General features: G+C 57.4%; 18 protein-coding genes and 1 pseudogene. 10 read left to right on the top strand and 9 right to left on the bottom strand.

Features of this window, described 5'->3' with window-relative positions; all coding sequences use genetic code 11:
• Positions 1 to 248 (top strand): annotated as a pseudogene (locus AC3Y7R_RS04990) (translation initiation factor 3); the annotation flags it as partial.
• Positions 249 to 359: 111 nt separating this feature from the next.
• On the opposite strand, the gene AC3Y7R_RS04985 reads toward AC3Y7R_RS04990, so the two are convergent.
• The 6 genes from AC3Y7R_RS04985 to cysG all read right to left on the bottom strand — a co-directional run bounded on the left by AC3Y7R_RS04985 (position 360) and on the right by cysG (position 5,796).
• Positions 360 to 1,205 (bottom strand): ferredoxin--NADP reductase, encoded by an 846-nt coding sequence (locus AC3Y7R_RS04985; protein WP_490040896.1) that lies wholly within the window; start codon positions 1,203 to 1,205, stop codon positions 360 to 362.
• A 72-nt stretch (positions 1,206 to 1,277) separates the two neighbouring features.
• Positions 1,278 to 1,691: a DUF934 domain-containing protein gene (locus AC3Y7R_RS04980; protein WP_490040895.1), complete on the bottom strand. Its 414-nt coding sequence runs from the start codon at positions 1,689 to 1,691 to the stop codon at positions 1,278 to 1,280.
• Positions 1,688 to 2,449, bottom strand: coding sequence for a phosphoadenylyl-sulfate reductase (locus AC3Y7R_RS04975; protein WP_490040894.1), 762 nt, complete (start codon positions 2,447 to 2,449; stop codon positions 1,688 to 1,690). The genes AC3Y7R_RS04980 and AC3Y7R_RS04975 overlap by 4 nt, the downstream gene beginning before the upstream one ends.
• Complete coding sequence (locus AC3Y7R_RS04970) at positions 2,439 to 4,103, bottom strand: nitrite/sulfite reductase (RefSeq protein ID WP_490040893.1); 1,665 nt, start codon at positions 4,101 to 4,103, stop codon at positions 2,439 to 2,441. Before AC3Y7R_RS04970 ends, AC3Y7R_RS04975 begins: the two co-directional genes overlap by 11 nt.
• Positions 4,103 to 4,420, bottom strand: coding sequence for a DUF2849 domain-containing protein (locus AC3Y7R_RS04965; protein ID WP_490040892.1), 318 nt, complete (start codon positions 4,418 to 4,420; stop codon positions 4,103 to 4,105). The genes AC3Y7R_RS04970 and AC3Y7R_RS04965 overlap by 1 nt, the downstream gene beginning before the upstream one ends.
• Positions 4,417 to 5,796 carry a siroheme synthase CysG gene (gene cysG / locus AC3Y7R_RS04960; RefSeq protein WP_490040891.1) on the bottom strand — a complete coding sequence of 460 codons (1,380 nt, stop codon included), beginning with the start codon at positions 5,794 to 5,796 and terminating at the stop codon, positions 4,417 to 4,419. Before cysG ends, AC3Y7R_RS04965 begins: the two co-directional genes overlap by 4 nt.
• 138 nt (positions 5,797 to 5,934) lie before the next feature.
• On the opposite strand from cysG, the gene AC3Y7R_RS04955 reads away from it, so the two are divergent.
• Positions 5,935 to 6,396: an Lrp/AsnC family transcriptional regulator gene (locus tag AC3Y7R_RS04955; RefSeq protein WP_490040890.1), complete on the top strand. Its 462-nt coding sequence runs from the start codon at positions 5,935 to 5,937 to the stop codon at positions 6,394 to 6,396.
• Positions 6,397 to 6,403: 7 nt separating this feature from the next.
• Here the strand turns inward: AC3Y7R_RS04955 and AC3Y7R_RS04950 are convergent, their stop codons facing one another.
• The gene (locus tag AC3Y7R_RS04950) at positions 6,404 to 6,862 is read right to left on the bottom strand and encodes a response regulator (RefSeq protein WP_490040889.1); all 459 of its coding nucleotides are present in this window, start codon (positions 6,860 to 6,862) and stop codon (positions 6,404 to 6,406) included.
• Positions 6,863 to 6,948: 86 nt separating this feature from the next.
• Entirely contained in the window at positions 6,949 to 8,334 is a 1,386-nt protein-coding gene (locus AC3Y7R_RS04945) for a M20/M25/M40 family metallo-hydrolase (protein ID WP_490040888.1), read from the bottom strand.
• Between the two features lie 149 nt (positions 8,335 to 8,483).
• Between AC3Y7R_RS04945 and AC3Y7R_RS04940 the strand changes: the two genes are divergently transcribed.
• The 8 genes from AC3Y7R_RS04940 (at position 8,484) to AC3Y7R_RS04905 (ending at position 16,596) form a co-directional block, all read left to right on the top strand.
• Positions 8,484 to 9,098 carry a 5-aminolevulic acid synthase gene (locus tag AC3Y7R_RS04940; RefSeq protein WP_490040887.1) on the top strand — a complete coding sequence of 205 codons (615 nt, stop codon included), beginning with the start codon at positions 8,484 to 8,486 and terminating at the stop codon, positions 9,096 to 9,098.
• Between the two features lie 157 nt (positions 9,099 to 9,255).
• Positions 9,256 to 10,479, top strand: a complete 1,224-nt coding sequence (gene hemA / locus AC3Y7R_RS04935) for a 5-aminolevulinate synthase (protein ID WP_490040886.1) — start codon at positions 9,256 to 9,258, stop codon at positions 10,477 to 10,479.
• Between the two features lie 116 nt (positions 10,480 to 10,595).
• A complete protein-coding gene (locus tag AC3Y7R_RS04930; RefSeq protein WP_490040885.1) occupies positions 10,596 to 11,807 on the top strand; it encodes a helix-turn-helix domain-containing protein in 1,212 nt (403 codons plus the stop codon).
• Between the two features lie 98 nt (positions 11,808 to 11,905).
• Positions 11,906 to 13,036, top strand: a complete 1,131-nt coding sequence (gene ispG, locus AC3Y7R_RS04925; RefSeq protein WP_490040884.1) for a flavodoxin-dependent (E)-4-hydroxy-3-methylbut-2-enyl-diphosphate synthase — start codon at positions 11,906 to 11,908, stop codon at positions 13,034 to 13,036.
• Positions 13,037 to 13,486: a DUF1499 domain-containing protein gene (locus AC3Y7R_RS04920; RefSeq protein WP_490040883.1), complete on the top strand. Its 450-nt coding sequence runs from the start codon at positions 13,037 to 13,039 to the stop codon at positions 13,484 to 13,486.
• Positions 13,487 to 13,859: 373 nt separating this feature from the next.
• Positions 13,860 to 14,912: a peptide chain release factor 1 gene (gene prfA, locus AC3Y7R_RS04915; RefSeq protein ID WP_490040882.1), complete on the top strand. Its 1,053-nt coding sequence runs from the start codon at positions 13,860 to 13,862 to the stop codon at positions 14,910 to 14,912.
• Positions 14,913 to 14,919: 7 nt separating this feature from the next.
• The gene (prmC, locus tag AC3Y7R_RS04910; protein ID WP_490040881.1) at positions 14,920 to 15,699 is read left to right on the top strand and encodes a peptide chain release factor N(5)-glutamine methyltransferase; all 780 of its coding nucleotides are present in this window, start codon (positions 14,920 to 14,922) and stop codon (positions 15,697 to 15,699) included.
• A 219-nt stretch (positions 15,700 to 15,918) separates the two neighbouring features.
• The gene (locus AC3Y7R_RS04905; protein WP_490040880.1) at positions 15,919 to 16,596 is read left to right on the top strand and encodes a DUF4167 domain-containing protein; all 678 of its coding nucleotides are present in this window, start codon (positions 15,919 to 15,921) and stop codon (positions 16,594 to 16,596) included.
• Positions 16,597 to 16,613: 17 nt separating this feature from the next.
• Here the strand turns inward: AC3Y7R_RS04905 and rsmA are convergent, their stop codons facing one another.
• The gene (gene rsmA / locus AC3Y7R_RS04900; RefSeq protein WP_490040879.1) at positions 16,614 to 17,456 is read right to left on the bottom strand and encodes a 16S rRNA (adenine(1518)-N(6)/adenine(1519)-N(6))-dimethyltransferase RsmA; all 843 of its coding nucleotides are present in this window, start codon (positions 17,454 to 17,456) and stop codon (positions 16,614 to 16,616) included.

Raw genomic sequence — 17,456 nt, 5'->3', positions numbered from 1 at the left:
ACACGGCTACTGAGGCTGCGTCCTCCGCCACGGAAGCTGCAACCGATACGGCTGCAAGCGCCAGCTCGATGACTGATCTGCTGTCTGTAGATGGTTTTGACTTCGACAAAGTCGTCGAAATGGTTGACGGCTCCGATCTGGGTGGCATTGCTAAAACCACACTGAAAGCCGGTTTGGAAAAAGCCAAAGACAACCCAGAGTTGCTGTCCGGCGTTCTGGACAAAGTTAAAGCGGCATTGGGTCAATAAGCCCCGCTGCATCGGTTGGCCTTCGGGCCAATCACCGCACAAACAAAAACGCCGCGCAGGGTTTTCCCCGCGCGGCGTTTTCTTTTGTCCAGTGTAGGCCTAGGCGGGGTGTTATCCCACAAAGGCCTTTTCTACCACGTAGTGTTTGGGGTCGCTATTGGCGCCTTCTTCAAGACCGAAGCCCTCAAAAATCTCTTTTAGATCAGTGTTTAAGCCCATAGAGCCGCAAACCATTGCGCGGTCTGTTTCCGGGGTCATGGGGGGGATGCCAAGGTCTTTGAATATCTCGCCCGAGCGCAGCTTGTCGGTCACACGCCCCATCACGGGGCTGTCTTCGCGCGTGGTGGTTGGGTAGTAAACCAGCTTCTTAAGGTTCTCTTCGCCGATCAATTCGCCCAACATCTCGTCGGTGCGCACCTCTTCAATCAACTGGCGGCCATACTCCAATTCCGCCACTTCGCGGCAGGTGTGGGTGATGATCACCTCGTCGTAATCCTCAAAGGTTTGCGGGTCGCGCAGCAGCGATGCGAAGGGCGCGAAGCCCGTGCCGGTGGCAAAGAACCACAGCCGTTTGCCGGGCAACAAAGCGTCGTGGACCAATGTGCCCACAGGTTTGGGGCGCAAGATGATCTCGTCGCCCACTTTGATGTGTTGCAGCTTGGAGGTCAGCGGGCCATCTTGCACTTTGATCGAGTAGAATTCCAACTCCTCGTCCCACGACGGCGACGCGATGGAATAGGCGCGCAGTAGCGGCTTTTGCTTGCCTGTCTCTGGGTGCGGTTCCCCCATCAAGCCGATCATCACGAACTCGCCCGAGCGGAACCGCAGGCTGGCGGGGCGTGTGACCCGGAAAGAAAACAGACGATCAGTCCAGTGTTTCACCTGCGTGACGGTTTGCGCGTCGGGCAGGGTTGGGACGGCTTTGGTGGGTGCGTTCATGGCGGCTACTTCATTCATGGCAAATTTCTAGCGAGGCGGACGCCTCTGCGGCCTTTCTAGTGGTCTCGTTGGAGAAGTTAAATGGGACGTTCAGCCGCGTAGGCGGGATTGATAATTATGGGCTTTCCAGTCGGCGCGGGCGCGCCATTGGTCCTCGGGCTGGCGGGCGGCCAAATCATCGTCGATTTCCACCTCGTCAAAACCGGACCGACGCGCCATGGCGTATTGATCCGCAAGGACATGCCCGCGCGCACGAAGACGTCCGGAAAACCCCATCAGGCGCAGCTGGCGCGCGATGGTAAAGCCGCGTCCGTCGGCCGAGGAGGGGAAGTCCACACGAATCATCTCAACCTCGCCCAAGCGATTGGCCAGCCCCCTAGGGTCGGTGTCGCTGGGCAAATCCACGCAGCATGGCGTGTCATTGGCGGGCAAGTCTTCTAAGGGTGTGAAGCCGCGGTCCCAAGTGTCGGGCGCGAAGCCTGCGTCGGTTACAATCACGCTCATGTCGTCGTCTCCATGTCTGTTGACACTGGGCCGGTGCGAACCAGCTTTCCGTTTTCAAAGTGGATGCCGCATTCGGTCTTTTCCTGCCCCCGCCACCGGCCCGCGCGCGGGTCTTCCCCCGGCTTGACCTTAGAGGTGCACGGCGCACAGCCGATCGAGGCAAAGCCGCGCGCCACCAACGGGTGACGCGGCAGGCGATTATTGACCATATAATCTTGGATATCTTGCAGGGAAAAGTTAGCCAAAGGGTTGATCTTGATGCGATTTTCTCCATCCGCTTCAAAGAATTCCAGATTAACCCTATCGCCACCTTGCACGCGTTTTCGTCCGGTAATCCACGCATCAAACCCGCTCAACGCCTTTTCTAAGGGCTCGGTTTTGCGCAGGGCGCAGCAGGCGTCCGTGTCGCGGCGATAAAGCAGCGCATCGGGGTCGCGCTGTAATAACTCGCCGCGATCAGGTCCGGTTATAACCACATTCAGGCCAAGCTTTTCAGCCAGTTCACGCTGGTAGGTAATTGTTTCGGGGAACAACATTTCCGTATCGAGAAAGATCACCGGAACCGTGCGGTCCAGTGTCGACAACAGGTGCAGCAAGACTACGGATTCAGCCCCGAAAGAGCTGACCAACGCGGTGCTGCCAACTTGCGAATCCGCCAGTGCGTGGCGCAACACATCCACCGCCGCATGGTTGCGATAGCGCAGGTTCAGCTCAGCCGCGCGCTCGGCAGAAGTGGGGATTGGAGCTTCAAGCGGCATTTTGTTTTGCCTCCGGGTAAAGAGCGGCCTTGAACGGCGCCATGCCAAGGCGGCGGTACGCATCAATGAAGCGCTCCTCGCCGCTTTCGCGGTGCTCTAGGTAGGCGGAAATGATGCGCTCAATGGCGGGCACAATCTCATTATAGGCAAAGCCCGGACCCGCACGTTTGCCGACTTCTGCGGTTTGCGTGTGATCCCCGCCCAGCGTGATTTGGTAGTTTTCCACGCCCGCGCGGTCCAACCCAAGGATGCCGATATGGCCCACATGGTGGTGGCCACAGGCGTTGATGCAGCCCGAGATTTTGATCTTTAGGTCACCAATTTCATGCTCCAGCTTCAGCTCGTCAAAGCGGGTGGCAATTTGCTGTGCCACAGGGATCGAGCGGGCCGTGGCCAATGCGCAATAATCCATGCCGGGGCAGGCAATGATGTCAGATATTTTGCCAATATTTGCCGTCGCCAAATCCACGGCCTTCAGTCGAGCATAGATTGCAGGAAGGTTCGATTTATGCACGTGAGGCAAGATAACATTCTGCTCATGGCTAATGCGAAGTTCGTTATGTGCAAGTTCGCGGGCAATCGCCGCCATCTCGCGCATCTGTGCAGAGGTCGCATCCCCCGGTGTATCCCCATGCTTTTTGATCGAGATGGACACGATAGAATAGTCGTCGTTTTTATGCGCGGTCAGGTTGGTATCTGCCCAAGAGCGGAAGACCGGATCACTGTGATATGCGTCCTTGAATGCAGCGACTGAGCCGGTTTTGAATTCCGGCAGCACGAATTGCGCCTCGATGCCTTCCAGCATCTTCTGATCCACGCCTTTGAACTGTGGTTTCAGCAACGCAAAGCGGTCCTCAACCAAGTCGCGGATGGTCTCGATACCGTTCTCATGCACGGTGATCTTGATGCGGGCTTTGTATTTATTATCGCGGCGGCCCAGCAGGTTGTAGACGCTGACAATGGCCTCGCAATAGGGCAGAAGGTCGGCCTTGGGCAGGAAGTCCCGCAGCACTTTTCCGATCATTGGTGTGCGGCCCAACCCGCCCCCGACAATGATTTCATAGCCTTCTTTGCCATCGCGCGTGAGCAACCGGATGCCGATATCATGGGCCTTGATCACCGCACGATCATTCACTGATCCGGTCACGGCAAGCTTGAATTTGCGTGGCAGGAATTGAAACTCGGGGTGGTCCGTGGACCATTGGCGCAGCAGCTCGGCCGTGGGGCGCGGGTCTGCAACCTCGTCACGCGCCGCGCCTGCAAAGTGGTCAGCCGTGACGTTGCGGATCGTGTTGCCGGAGGTCTGGATGGCATGCATCCCGACCGCGCCCAAGGCGTCCAACATATCGGGAACGTCGCGCAATTTCGGCCAGTTGTACTGGATATTTTGGCGCGTGGTGAAATGGCCGTAGCCCTTGTCCCACTTGCCGGCGATATCGGCCAGAACATCCATTTGTTCGCCGTTTAACGTGCCATATGGCACCGCGACGCGCAGCATATAAGCGTGCAGTTGCAGATATAAGCCATTCATCAAACGCAGTGGTTTGAATTCGTCCTCGGTCAGGGAGCCGTCGATGCGGCGCTCTACTTGGGCGCGGAATTGCGCGTTACGCTCTGCGAGGAAATCGCGATCAAAATCATTGTATTGATACATTAAACCAGCTCCGTGCTTGCGAGGTCTGCTTGCTTGCCATGGTTGTAGTTGGACGGTCCGCGGGTGCGGAATTCTTCACGAAAATGTGTGGGCTGCGGCGCGCCATGCTCCAGCGCCACGTTGATCAAGTAGACGCCAACGACGATATCAACCTGTGACGCGCCATGTAGCAGACGTAAATCACCATGGGCTTCGTCCTCGATCACTTCGGCCTCTGCCATGTGGCGGCTCCATTGATCATCAGCGGTCAGATACACCACATCGCCTTCCAGCAGGGCGTTGGCGGTGACGACTTTTGGGGTAAAGGGCTTGCTCATATCGCGGCCTCCAATTCATGTTTCTGGGCGGCGTTCAGTGCCGCGCGTGGGGCGAGGCCAAGGAAAACCAGCGCGGGGCCGGTCAAATTGGCCTGTGTCAATGTTGGCTCCAACTCGCCCAAAGTGGTGGCGATGATGCGTTGCTCGGGGCGCGATGCGTTCTCGATCACCGTCACTTGCGTTAAGGGGTCGGCCCCGTGCATCAGCAAGCGGCCTTGGATGAAGCGGGCGGATTTTTTGCCCATGTAGATCGCCGCGACCTCGCCGGTTCGTGCCAATGCGGCCCAGTCGTGATCGGCGAAACCTTTGGTGTCGTAGCCGGTAATAAAGCGCACGCCAGAGTTGCGCCCGCGTTTAGTAAAGCTTTGGCCCAAGGTGGCAACGGCCGCCGAGGCCGAGGTGATGCCGGGGACGATATTCCACGCGACACCAGCGGCCTCGCAGGCGTCGATTTCTTCGTCCAAGCGGCCGAAGATGGTTGGATCTCCCGATTTCAGGCGGACCACATGTGCGCCGGTGCGGGCGTGGCTTACGGTCATCTCATTGATGGTTTCTTGCGTGACCGAGAGGCCGAAACCTTCCTTGCCCGCCGACAGCATCACAGCTTCACGGCGCGCCAGTTCCAAAATTTCAGGTGCAATGAGGCGGTCATAAATCACCACATCGGCCTCATCCAAGGCTTTGCGGGCCTTCAGGGTTAATAGCTCTGGATCGCCGGGGCCTGCGCCGACCAGATCAACGCGGCCCTCTTTTGTCTGGGCCTTCAGGTGGGATTTCAGCAATGTTTCCAACGCGGTTTGGGCCTCGGTTTCGGTGCCGCGTTCGCGGGCATAGTAGTCGGCCCAAAATTCGCGACGCTTTACGCCGAAGGGCAGGGCCTCGACAGAGGCGCGGAAGGTTTTGCCGACGCGCGCCATCAGGCCCAGTTTGGGGGAGAGGCTTTCTTCAAGGTCGCGCTTGATGGCGCGGGCCAGAACCGGGGCCGCGCCCTCGGTGCCGATGGCCACGACGACCGGGTCGCGGTCGACAATGGCGGGGGTGATGAAGTGGCTGTCTGCAAGATTGTCGACGATGTTAACCAAGGCGCCGTCCGCATTTGCCAGATCGGCAACCCGTGCGTCTTCCGCGTCATCTTCGTTCGCGGCGTAGAACAAGCGCGCGCCCATTGCGTCGCCGCTTTGCAGCGCGCGCGGGGTCAGGGTCAGGCGGCCTTGATCTGCCCATGTCAAAATTTCAGGGGCGGCGCTTGCAGACACAACGGTGATGTCTGCTTGTGTTTTCAAAAGCAGGCGCAATTTAGCAAGCGCAGCTTCGCCGCCGCCAGAGACGACCACGCGGTGCCCGCTCAGGGCTATGAAAATTGGAAAGTGCTTCATCTGAGGCAATCCTTCGTTTTGCTTGCCGTATAATTAGGAAAATTTCCTTAAAATTCCTATCCCTTGACGAAGATAAGGAATACTGTTCTGTAATATGGAAAATATAGAACGTGGTTCTGCGGTAGGGAAGGTTTTGGAATGGGTATTCGGATTGACGCGATGGATCGGAATATCCTTGCTCAGCTGCAAGAGGACGCCTCACAAAGTCTTGATGAAATTGCCAAGAAAACAGGCTCTTCTAAGACGCCAGTGTGGAATAGAATCAAGAAATTGCGCGCTGCTGGGGTGATTAAGCAAGATACGGTGGTGCTGGATCCCGAGAAGCTGGGGCTAGAGGCGTGCTTCTTCGTTCTGATCCGCACCTCTGAGCATGAGGCGGAGTGGCAGGCGCGCTTTCTCAAAGCTCTGCAAGCGCGCCCCGAAGTGATGGAAGGGCACAGGCTGGCGGGCGATATTGATTATATTTTGAAAGTACGGGTAGAGAATGCACGCGCCTATGATGAATTTTATCAGGCGTTGATCTCGGAGGTACGCGTGTTCAACGTCACGGCATTGTTGTCGATGGAGGAAATTAAATCCACCACGGCGTTACCTCTTTAGGTCTCAATTAACCTGCAAGGGCCTGTTCTAAGCCGATTGTTTGGCGTGTGCTGGAAAATTGCGGTGCCTCGGGATCGGCTTTTGCGTCGGGCTCCAAAGTGCGCGCGCTGCCTGCAACGCTGGCGGTGGCAATTTGAATAATGAGTTCAGGTGCAAGCTCGGGGCTGACGATGCCTGCCAAGCTGGGCAACAATTCGTACAGCTCGTCAATTTCAGTGTCGGTGCGGTTGCTTAGCAATATTGTTTTCACAAAGGGCGCATGTTTTTCGGCAGAAAGGGCAACGCGGTGGGTCAGTTGACCCCCAACCTGTTCTACCATCAACACAAGGTCAAATGCCCAAGCGCGGACATGGGCCGTGGCCATCATGACCGTTTCCGAATGAACCACCTGAAACCCGCGACGCGACAGTGACCGGCTTAGGCGATGATGGGTCAGGGGATTATCGGACAGAATAAGGGCTTGCATATGCGGTCTCTAACTCAGGGCTGTTAACCCCAAGCTAGAGCGCAAATACTTAAGGCTCCCCTAAGCCGTGCAGAATTTCTTGTGGATTATTTCGACATCGCATCCAGCACCCGCACCCATGACCGTATGCCTTTGTGAAAGCTGGATAAATCGTACTTCTCATTGGGTGAATGAATTTGATCGTCATCCTTGCCAAAGCCGATCAACATGGCGTCCATCCCCAAGATATCCTTGAAGTGGCCTGCAATCGGGATCGAGCCGCCGCAGCCGACAAATGCCGCCGGATTTGGCCATTCGTCAGACAGAGCCGCGCGGGCCTGCTCAAAGGCGGGGTGGTCCGTGGCCATCTCGGAGGCCGATGACGCGCCGTGGTCTGCAAATTCCACCGTGCAGTCCTCGGGCAGCACCGAGCGCACATAGGCACGGAATGCTTCGCGCAGTTTCAACGGGTCTTGGCCGGGGACCAAGCGGAAGGAGATTTTGGCCGAGGCTTGCGACGGCAAAACCGTCTTAAATCCGTCACCCTGATAGCCGCCGGTAATGCCGTTGACCTCGCATGTGGGGCGCGACCAGATCATTTCCAGCCCCGTGCGCCCGTCTTCGCCTGCGGGCAGGCCAAGGCCGACTTCGCCCAAGAATTTGGCGCTCTCGAACCCCAGATCAGCCCATTGCTGCGCGATATCAGCGGGCAATTCTTCCACGCCGTCATAAAAGCCCGGCACGGTGATGCGACCAGCGGCATCATGCAGGCCGGAAATCATCTTGGCCAGAACCCGCACAGGATTGCGTGCAATGCCGCCGTACATGCCGGAATGCAGGTCTTTGTCGGGGCCGGTGATGATCACCTCTTCCCCCAGCAAGCCGCGCAGGCGGGTGACGATGGCGGGGGTAGCGTCGCCGTAAAGGCCAGTGTCGCAGATCAGCGCAATATCGGCCGTTAGCTCGTCGCGGTTTTGCTCCATGAAGGGCACCAGCGAGGGCGAGCCGCTTTCCTCTTCGCCCTCAAAGAACAGCGAAATCTTGGCGGGCAGGGTGCCGTGCACGGCTTTCCACGCGCGGCAGGCTTCAACAAAGGTCATCAACTGGCCCTTGTCGTCAGATGCGCCGCGACCACGGATCACCGGACCATTGTCAGTCTCTTCCAGCGCAGGCTCAAACGGGGGTGTTTTCCACAGCGACAACGGGTCCACGGGCTGCACGTCGTAATGGCCGTAGAACAACACATGCGGGCCGGAGTTGTCCGAGCCATCAGCGTGGCCAACGACCATCGGATGGCCCGTGGTCGGGCGCTTGGAGACCTCAAACCCGATGCTGGCCAAATCATCCACCAGCCAGTCGGCGGCGGCGTCACAATCGCCTTTATAGGCCGGGTCGGTGGAGATGGACGGGATGCGCAATAAGTCCAACAGCCGTGCAACTGATGTTTCCAAATCCCCGTCAACTCGATCAAGTACCGCGTCTAAATTCGTCATTTTCAGCCCCCATGCCGATATATTTCTTGGTTACCGTACCACCCGCCGCCGCGCTGTCCAGCATCAAGGCCCCCTTTTGCAAGGGCGCGAAACAATGGCCTTTTCACCCTTGAGACTGGAGCCGTTTTGACGCGTAATAGGCGGCAACAATGATCTATATCTTGGGGGTATTTTCCATGTTTTCTACTTTTTGTAGCGCAGCGTTGGCTTTGGCAGTGGTCGCAGTAGCGATTCCCGCGGGCGCTGAGTCGCTCAATCTCAAAGAGGCACGCAAGGTTTTGCCTCGGGGCAAACGTAACGTGGCAGTGATGCCCGACACCTCGTTTCTTGATGAAAAGCAGCAAGCGATTGTGCTGACGCTGAAAGATACGATCCCCTATTACGGCGCGCTGGCCCTATCGCCAGATGAGGGGCTTTTTGTCGACTGGCTCAATGCCTCTGGTCAGCACCATTCTATTGAAGCGGCTCGAACGGCGGCGCTGGCGCATTGCAACTCCAACCGCAAAGCGGCCTCGGCCAAATGTGTGGTGGTGCTGGAGGTTTCGCCCAAAGGCGCGGATGCGGATGTGTCCTTTAGCCTGTCCCAAGAGGCGTCGGTTGCGCTGCGCGGTGATTACCGCAAACTCAAAGCGCCCAAGGCCTTTGCCATTTCGAAAACCCAAGGCACGTTTGGCATGGCGGGAGGCGATGGCGCACGCGCACTTGATGCCTGTGCCAAGGCGGGCGAGGGGGCGCGCGATTGCGAAGTCGTGGTCGCTGACTAGGGGGAATGTCTCCCATAGGCGTCAGGCTTCCCTATATATACGTCAATATTTGTTAACTTTTTCGTGGGGCGGCAAAATGTAGCCTGTCGCGGTGACGATTTCACCGCTATACCATGTAGAACAGTTCTAATGCCCTAGTGAAAAGGCTGCCAGACCCGTGACTTACGATTCTTATCTCGATGCCGCTTTGCAACGCCTTCACGATGAGGGCCGCTACCGCACGTTCATTGATGTGGAGCGCGCGCGGGGTAACTTTCCGCACGCGGTCTGGACCAAGCCCGACGGGACCAAGCAAGACGTAACTATCTGGTGTGGCAATGATTATCTGGGCATGGGGCAACATCCGGTCGTGCTGGCGGCGATGCACGAGGCACTTGATGCCACGGGCGCAGGTTCTGGCGGGACGCGCAATATTTCCGGCACCACGGTGTATCACAAGCGCCTAGAGGCCGAACTGGCCGATTTGCACGATAAGGAAGAGGCGCTGCTGTTCACCTCGGCCTATATCGCCAATGACGCGACCCTCTCCACTTTGCCAAAACTTTTTCCGGGTCTGGTGATTCTCAGCGATAGCCTGAACCATGCGTCGATGATCGAGGGCATTCGTCGCAACGGTGGGGCCAAACGCATCTTCAAGCACAATGACTTGGACGATTTACGCGCCCAACTGAGTGCGTTGCCGGCCAACCAGCCAAAACTGATCGCGTTCGAGTCGATTTATTCGATGGATGGCGATTTTGCACCGCTCAAAGAGATCCTTGATATAGCCGATGAATACGGCGCGCTGACCTACCTAGATGAGGTTCACGCGGTTGGCATGTACGGCCTGCGCGGCGGTGGCGTGGCTGAGCGTGACGGGTTGATGGATCGTATTGATATTATCAATGGCACCTTGGCCAAAGCTTACGGCGTGATGGGCGGCTACATCGCTGCATCCGCTAAAATGTGTGATGCCATAAGGTCTTACGCGCCGGGCTTCATCTTTACCACGTCGCTGCCTCCGGCTGTGGCTGCGGGGGCTGCGGCCTCGGTCGCGCATCTGAAAACCGACACGGACCTGCGCAAGCGCCACCAAGACGGGGCCGCCGCCTTGAAGCTGCGCCTCAAAGGAATGGGCCTGCCGCTGATTGATCACGGCTCGCATATTGTGCCGGTACATGTGGGCGATCCGGTGAAATGCAAAATGATCTCGGACCGGTTGCTTGATGATCATGGCATCTATGTCCAACCGATCAATTTCCCGACTGTGCCACGCGGCACGGAGCGGCTGCGGTTCACGCCGTCGCCAGTTCACGGCCCCAAGCAAGTTGACGCTTTGGTCGATGCTCTGGACGGGTTGTGGTCCCATTGTGCGCTGAATCGCGCCGAACTGGCCGGTTAACTCTTTTCTGCACTGCAACACGGGCGCGTGATGTGCTATTGTCCTCTCATTGCAGCCACGTGGGGACGAATCGGTACTGCAATTCGGGATAACGAATAACAAACGGGCAGGCGTAAATGTTGGGTCGATACAGACAGCCCAAAGCGAAAAAAACCGAGGAGACTCGGGGGTTTGACGCGTTTGAGATGCGCCTTGGCGACATGATGCGCGGCGAGCGCGCGACTTTAGGTAAATCCCTGCTTGATGTGCAGCGCGAGTTGAAAATCAAAGCCACTTACATTGCCGCCGTTGAAAATTCTGATCCATCCGTGTTCGAAAGCCCCGGGTTTATCGCAGGTTACGTGCGCTCTTATGCGCGCTACCTTGGGATGGACCCTGAATGGGCGTTCGAGAGATTTTGCCAAGAGAGCGGATTTGCCGGGGTCGAGGGCCTGTCCGGCACGTCGGCCGCGTCGCGAAAAGTGCCCAAGACCCGCACTAAGGTTGTTGGGGAAGAGGCTATTTTGCGCCCCGTCGCCCCCTATGCGCCGTCGGGCGAGAGCATGTTTGCCAATGTTGAGCCGGGGGCCATTGGGTCCATCGCGATCGTCTTCGCCCTCATCGGGTTGATTGGTTATGGCGGCTATTCAGTCTTGCAAGAAATTCAGCGGGTGGAATTCGCGCCTGTGGATCAGTCTCCGGGTCTGTCGACAGAGGTCGCGGGTCTGTCGTCTTCGCCAGCAACTCTTGCGCCAAGCGAGGGGGCTACGGGATTTGTTGCTCCGGCGCCTGATGCGTTGGACCGGCTCTATCGCCCGCAGGCGTTGCAGGCTCCGGTGTTGACCGCGCGGGATGGCCCGATTGCGGCGCTTGACCCTAATTCTATCGGGACGCTGGTTGACCAGCCGGACCCCGGGCTGGCTGTGGCTGCATTAAGCCGCACCGCTAATGATGCTCCGGTATTTGGTACGCCGCAGGTGTTGGCGGCGGCAAATGCGGATGTGGTTCTTTTTGCCACTCGGCCGGCTTGGGTGCGTATTGCAAATGCGGATGGCTCGATATTGTTCGAGAAGGTTCTTGATGCGGGCGAGACATATGTTTTGCCGGTTACCGACGAGACCCCGCTCTTGCGGGCGGGTAATTCCGGGTCGCTGTTTTTCAGTGTAAAGGGCCAGACCTATGGCCCCGCAGGACCGGGCACCTCGGTGGCTAAGAATGTCGATTTGAGCGTAGATGCAATCACCGAGACCTATGCGGTGGCTGATACTACGGATCGGTTGTTGTTGGATACTTTGACGGCTATGGCGGCACTGCCAGCCGGTGATCTCGACGCACCAATTACCGAGTAAGATCAAAACTTCCGGCATTGTTGGCACTTGCATTGCGACCCTACTGGGGGCGGGCTATATCCATGGTCGTCAAGTTCACAAATTAAGGCTGTCAGCCCATGTCTTCGCTTCACTCCATTCGCCCTTGGCGCCAGATTGATCGCCGTAAATCCCGCCAAATTATGGTCGGGAATGTGCCGGTGGGCGGGGATGCTCCTATAACCGTGCAAACGATGACCAACACCGACACCTCGGATGTGGCCGCGACGGTGGCGCAGGTGCAGGCCTGTGCCGAGGCGGGGGCGGATATTGTGCGTATTTCCACGCCGGATCAATCATCGACGACGGCCCTGCGCGAGATCATCAAAGAAAGCCCGGTCCCGATCGTGGCTGACATTCACTTTCACTATAAGCGTGCGATTGAGGCTGCGGAGGCGGGCGCGGCATGTTTGCGGATCAATCCCGGAAACATCGGCAATGAGAGCCGGGTGAAAGAGGTGATTAAAGCGGCCAAAGATCACGGATGCTCGATCCGTATCGGGGTGAACGCGGGGTCTTTGGAGAAGCATCTCCTTGATAAATATGCGGAACCTTGCCCCGAGGCGATGATCGAGTCCGGCATGGACCATATCCGAATTTTGCAAGACAACGACTTTCACGAGTTCAAAATTAGCTGCAAAGCCTCTGACGTTTTCCTCGCCGCCGCCGCCTATCAAGGCCTGGCCGAGGTGACAGATGCCCCCATCCATTTGGGCATCACCGAGGCGGGCGCGTTGACCGCTGGCACCATCAAATCGGCGATCGGCCTTGGCAACCTGTTGTGGGGCGGCATCGGTGACACCATCCGTGTATCGCTCTCCGCAGATCCCGTAGAAGAGGTTAAAGTTGGCTATGAAATTCTTAAGGCCTTGGGGTTGCGCCACCGTGGGGTGAACATCATTTCCTGCCCCTCTTGTGCACGGCAGGGATTTGACGTGATCAAAACCGTCGAGGCATTGGAGAAGCGCCTTGAGCACATTAAAACCCCAATGAGCCTTTCGATCATTGGGTGTGTGGTAAATGGACCTGGCGAGGCATTGATGACAGACGTGGGCTTTACTGGCGGTGGAGCCGGGGCCGGCATGGTTTATCTGGCGGGTAAACAAAGCCACAAGTTGAGCAACGAGCAGATGGTGGATCATATTGTTGAACAAGTTGAAGACCGGGCAAGCTTGATCGAAGCTGAAATTGCGGCTGAAGGTGCCGAATAAATGCTAAGGTACGGTCTCATTGCCCTGATTGTCGTCGTTATTGTTGCAGCAGCGGTTGTGCGTCTGCGGCCGTTGAGCCCAAAGAAGCATCACATTGATGTTGAGGCGCTCATCGCGAAAGGGGGGCGGGGGCAATTTAGTAGATTGGTCATTGTGCAGGGGGACCCCTTGCTGGTTGCGGCGAAGATGAAAGCGATTATTGAAGCGACCCCACGTACGGCTTTACTGGCAGGGACGTTGTCGGTTGAAAAGCCACAATTGATTACGCGGGCCAGCTATGTCACGCGGTCTGCCATCTGGGGATTTCCCGATGTAACTGCGGTAAAAATCGAAGCGTCCAATGTTGGTATGTTGGTGTCACTACATGGGCGGTTGATCTATGGGGTGGATGACTTCGGGGTCAATGAGGCCCGTATCAACAGCTGGTTCGCGAAAGCCGACGCGCCCTGATAGGCGCGGCTTCAAAGTCTCCAAGAGACTTTGGCACCAAAAAGTCTAAGACTTTTTGCCGTTGCGCAGATTAGCACACGATCGGACTATCCGGTTACGCAGCTGCTGCCCGTTTCGCGCCACATTGGCACGTTTAGGGCCATTTCACAGCGAGCCATGAAGATGCGTCCTCCGACGCTTAGGCAGCGTTGTTCGCCCAATTCCACTCGTGCACCGCTTTTGTCAGTGCAAAAGCAGTCAATTGTGCGTCCTGATGGGGATGTGACGTCTGCGCTAATCGGTAGGGCGAGAATTACAAAAGCAAATATATATTTATACATGGACCTACACTAGCACACTTGACCCCACATCGCCAAATGTCCATCAACGCCGCATGGTTCCATTGGATAGACTTCAACAAATCACCGAACGCTTTGAGTATCTTGAGGCGCGTCTCGCGTCCGGCGATATGGAGGATTTTGCGGGCATTTCCCGCGAGTATTCCGAGCTAAAGCCCGTCGCTGACGAGGTGAGCGCTTACGTGAAACTTCTGGGTGACATCGACGAGGCGCGCGCCATGATGGATGACCCCGAGATGCGCGAGTTGGCGGTGGAGGAATTACCTGAACTTGAGGCCAAACTCCCCGACGCTGAGGCCTCGATTAAACTGGCGCTGCTGCCCAAAGACGCCGCTGATGCGCGCCCTGCAATGATGGAAATCCGTCCCGGAACCGGCGGCGATGAGGCCGGGCTGTTTGCGGGTGATTTACTCAATATGTACCGGCGTTATTGCGAGGCCCGTGGTTGGACGTTTGATCTAATCGAGTACCAAGAAAGCGAGCTTGGTGGCGTGAAATCCGTCACCGCACACATCAAGGGAAAAAACGTCTTCGCTCGTCTGAAGTACGAGAGCGGCGTGCACCGTGTCCAACGCGTTCCAGTCACCGAGAGCGGCGGGCGGGTGCACACCTCTGCCGCCACGGTCGCGGTTTTGCCCGAGGCCGAAGAGGTTGATATCAACATCCCCGCCAGCGATCTGCGCCTCGATACCATGCGCGCGTCTGGCGCAGGGGGGCAGCACGTTAACACCACGGACAGCGCGGTGCGCATTACCCATTTGCCGACTGGTATTATCGTGGTCAGCGCAGAAAAATCCCAACATCGAAACCGTGAGATTGCGATGCAGGTAATGCGCGCAAGGCTTTATGATCTGGAGCGGCAAAAGCTCGATGATGAACGCTCTGCCACGCGCAAAAGTCAAATTGGTTCTGGCGATCGTTCGGAACGCATTCGAACATATAATTTCCCCCAAGGGCGTATGTCGGATCACCGCATCAACCTTACATTGTACAAATTGGATCAAGTCATGCAGGGCGATCTGGATGAAATCATCGACGCGCTGACTGCCGACGATCAAGCACAAATGCTGGCAGAGCAGGGGCTGTGATGCGCGCATGAGCGATGATCCGCAGGCGACCGCCACCGTGCGCTTGCACGAGGCTGGCATCCCTGACCCTTTAACCGAGGCCCGCCGCCTCAAGGCGCTGGCCGATGAGCAGGGGGCTGACTTGGCCACATTGGTTGCGCGTCGCATCACCCATGAGCCGTTTTCCCACATCGCCGGACGTCGCGCGTTTTGGAAGCATGACTTTGTGGTCTCAAGCGATGTTCTCGACCCGCGCCCTGACACGGAAACCTTGGTCGAGGCGGCGCTGTCGCTGCCCTTTGACACCGTGCTGGACCTTGGCACCGGGTCGGGCTGCATCTTGCTGTCCCTTCTGGCCGAGCGCCCGTCAACCCGGGGCACAGGCACCGATATCTCGGCGGCGGCCCTGAAGATAGCCAGCCAAAATGCCCGCGCGCTTGGGGTGGTGGATCGGGCAAGCCTGACCCAGAGCGATTGGTTCACCAATGTTGACGCGCGGTTCGACCTGATCACCTCGAACCCGCCCTATATCACCGAGACGGCCTACAACGACTTGCACCCCACCGTGCGCAGCTTTGAGCCGCGCATCGCGCTGACACCGGGTGGTGATGGGTTGGCTCCATACCGCATTATTGCGGCGCAGGGGGCGGGGTATCTGGTTAATGATGGGTATGTTCTGGTGGAAATTGGCTTTGACCAAGGCACATCGGTGCGTGAGATATTCCGCTCTGCCGGTTGGCGTGATGTGTCATGTATTCCTGACCTTAACGGCAAGGACCGGGTGATCCGCGCCAAAGCGCCTCTTTAGCTTAAAAAGTGGCTGAATCTGGCGTTTAAGTGCCGAATCGGCTTGCAAATTAACCCCATGGCTGCTTTTGTCTGCCTTAGTAGGGCGCAGGCGTGACAAGCGCCCCCTACGCTTAAGCCAAAATAAGGTCTCGATCCTAAGTCATGGGGACGCCGCGAGCCAAGAAGCGGATAGGATTGAAAAATTGACCAAAGCTCAAACGGCTGGAACCATATTTAAATGAGACAATCCAAGTCCCGCTCACGCGGCAAGAACCGGAATAACAATAACAATAATAATAACCGCTCTGGCGTGAACATCGTCAATCGGGTGTTCGACAGCTCTGGCCCTGAGGGCAAGGTGCGCGGCACCCCGCAGCAAATCATTGAGAAGTACCAGCAGTTGCACCGCGATGCGCAACTGTCCAATGACCGCGTGGCGGCAGAAAATTTCTCGCAGCACGCGGAGCATTACACCCGCATGTTGGGCGCGGCGGTTAAAGAGCAAGAAGAACGCCGTTTGGCGCATGAGGCACAGCAGCAAGCCCAGCAGGCGCAACGCCAGCAGCAGCAACAGCAAAACCGTGAACGCGATCAAAACCGTGATCAAAATCGCGACCAAAATAATGATCGTGATCAAAACCGCACATCCGAGCAGCCCGACGTGCAGGTGTCCGAGGCGTCAGTGAATGACATGTCTCCTGCCGCTCTGGCCGCCGCTGCTGGCTCGCAGGTTGATGCGGGTGCAGGTGAGCAACCTGATGTGATTGATCTGTCTGGGGACGCAGGCAAAGCCGATAGCGGTTTAGTTGAAACCGTTGAAGCCGCCCCAAAGCCTGCACGCAAGCCTCGGACCCGTAAGCCTAGGGCGAAGCCAACGGACACTCCAAAACCTGAGGAAACACCGGCCGCCGAGTAATCGGCGGGCCCGCTTCCTTAAGTTTTGGCCACTTCACGGGCCAAAGCGCAAAAGGCTTCCAATGACACCTGTTCCGCCCGCTCCGTGGGCGGAATACCTGCTGCACGCAGGTGGTCCTCGATGTCAGGGGATATGGCCTTCAAGCCAGAGCGCAGCATCTTGCGACGCTGATTGAACGCCGCTGCTACCACCCGAGATAAAATCGCTGCATCTGCCTCGAAGCGTGGCTTTTCCAGCGCGGTCAAATGTACCACGGCGGAATGGACTTTGGGGGCAGGCACGAAGGCTTCTGGCGGTAATTCCATCATAATACGTGCGTCTGCACGCCATTGCGCCAGAAGTGCCAAACGCCCGTATTTCTTGGTGCCGGGAGCCGCCACAATGCGCTCTGCCACTTCGCGCTGAAACATCAGCGTTAAGCTTTGCCAATAGGGTGGCCACTCTTTTGGGGTTAACCAGCGGACCAGCAATTCAGTGCCCACATTATAGGGCAAGTTCGCCGCCACGCGAATGGGCGGCGTCAGGTGCGCCAACACATCTATCTTCAAAGCGTCGCCATGGATCACTTCCAACTGCCCCGGATAGGCGGCGCTGATCTCGGCCAACGCAGGCAGGCACCGCTCGTCCATCTCGACCGCCAGCACGCGACGCGCGCCCTCGGCCAGCAATCCACGGGTCAGCCCGCCGGGGCCGGGGCCAATTTCCAGCACGTCACAGTTTGATATATCCCCTGCTTGGCGGGCAATTTTGGCAGTCAGGTTCAGGTCCAGCAGGAAGTTCTGTCCCAGACTTTTCTTGGCCGACAATTCATGGGTGCGGATCACGTCCGAGAGGGCCGGAAGCCCGTCTATTTGTGCCAA

It is taken from the genome of Litoreibacter sp. (assembly GCF_058136045.1).
The sequence above is the reverse complement of the archived record's forward strand: the minus strand, read 5'-3'. Positions and strand labels throughout refer to the sequence as shown.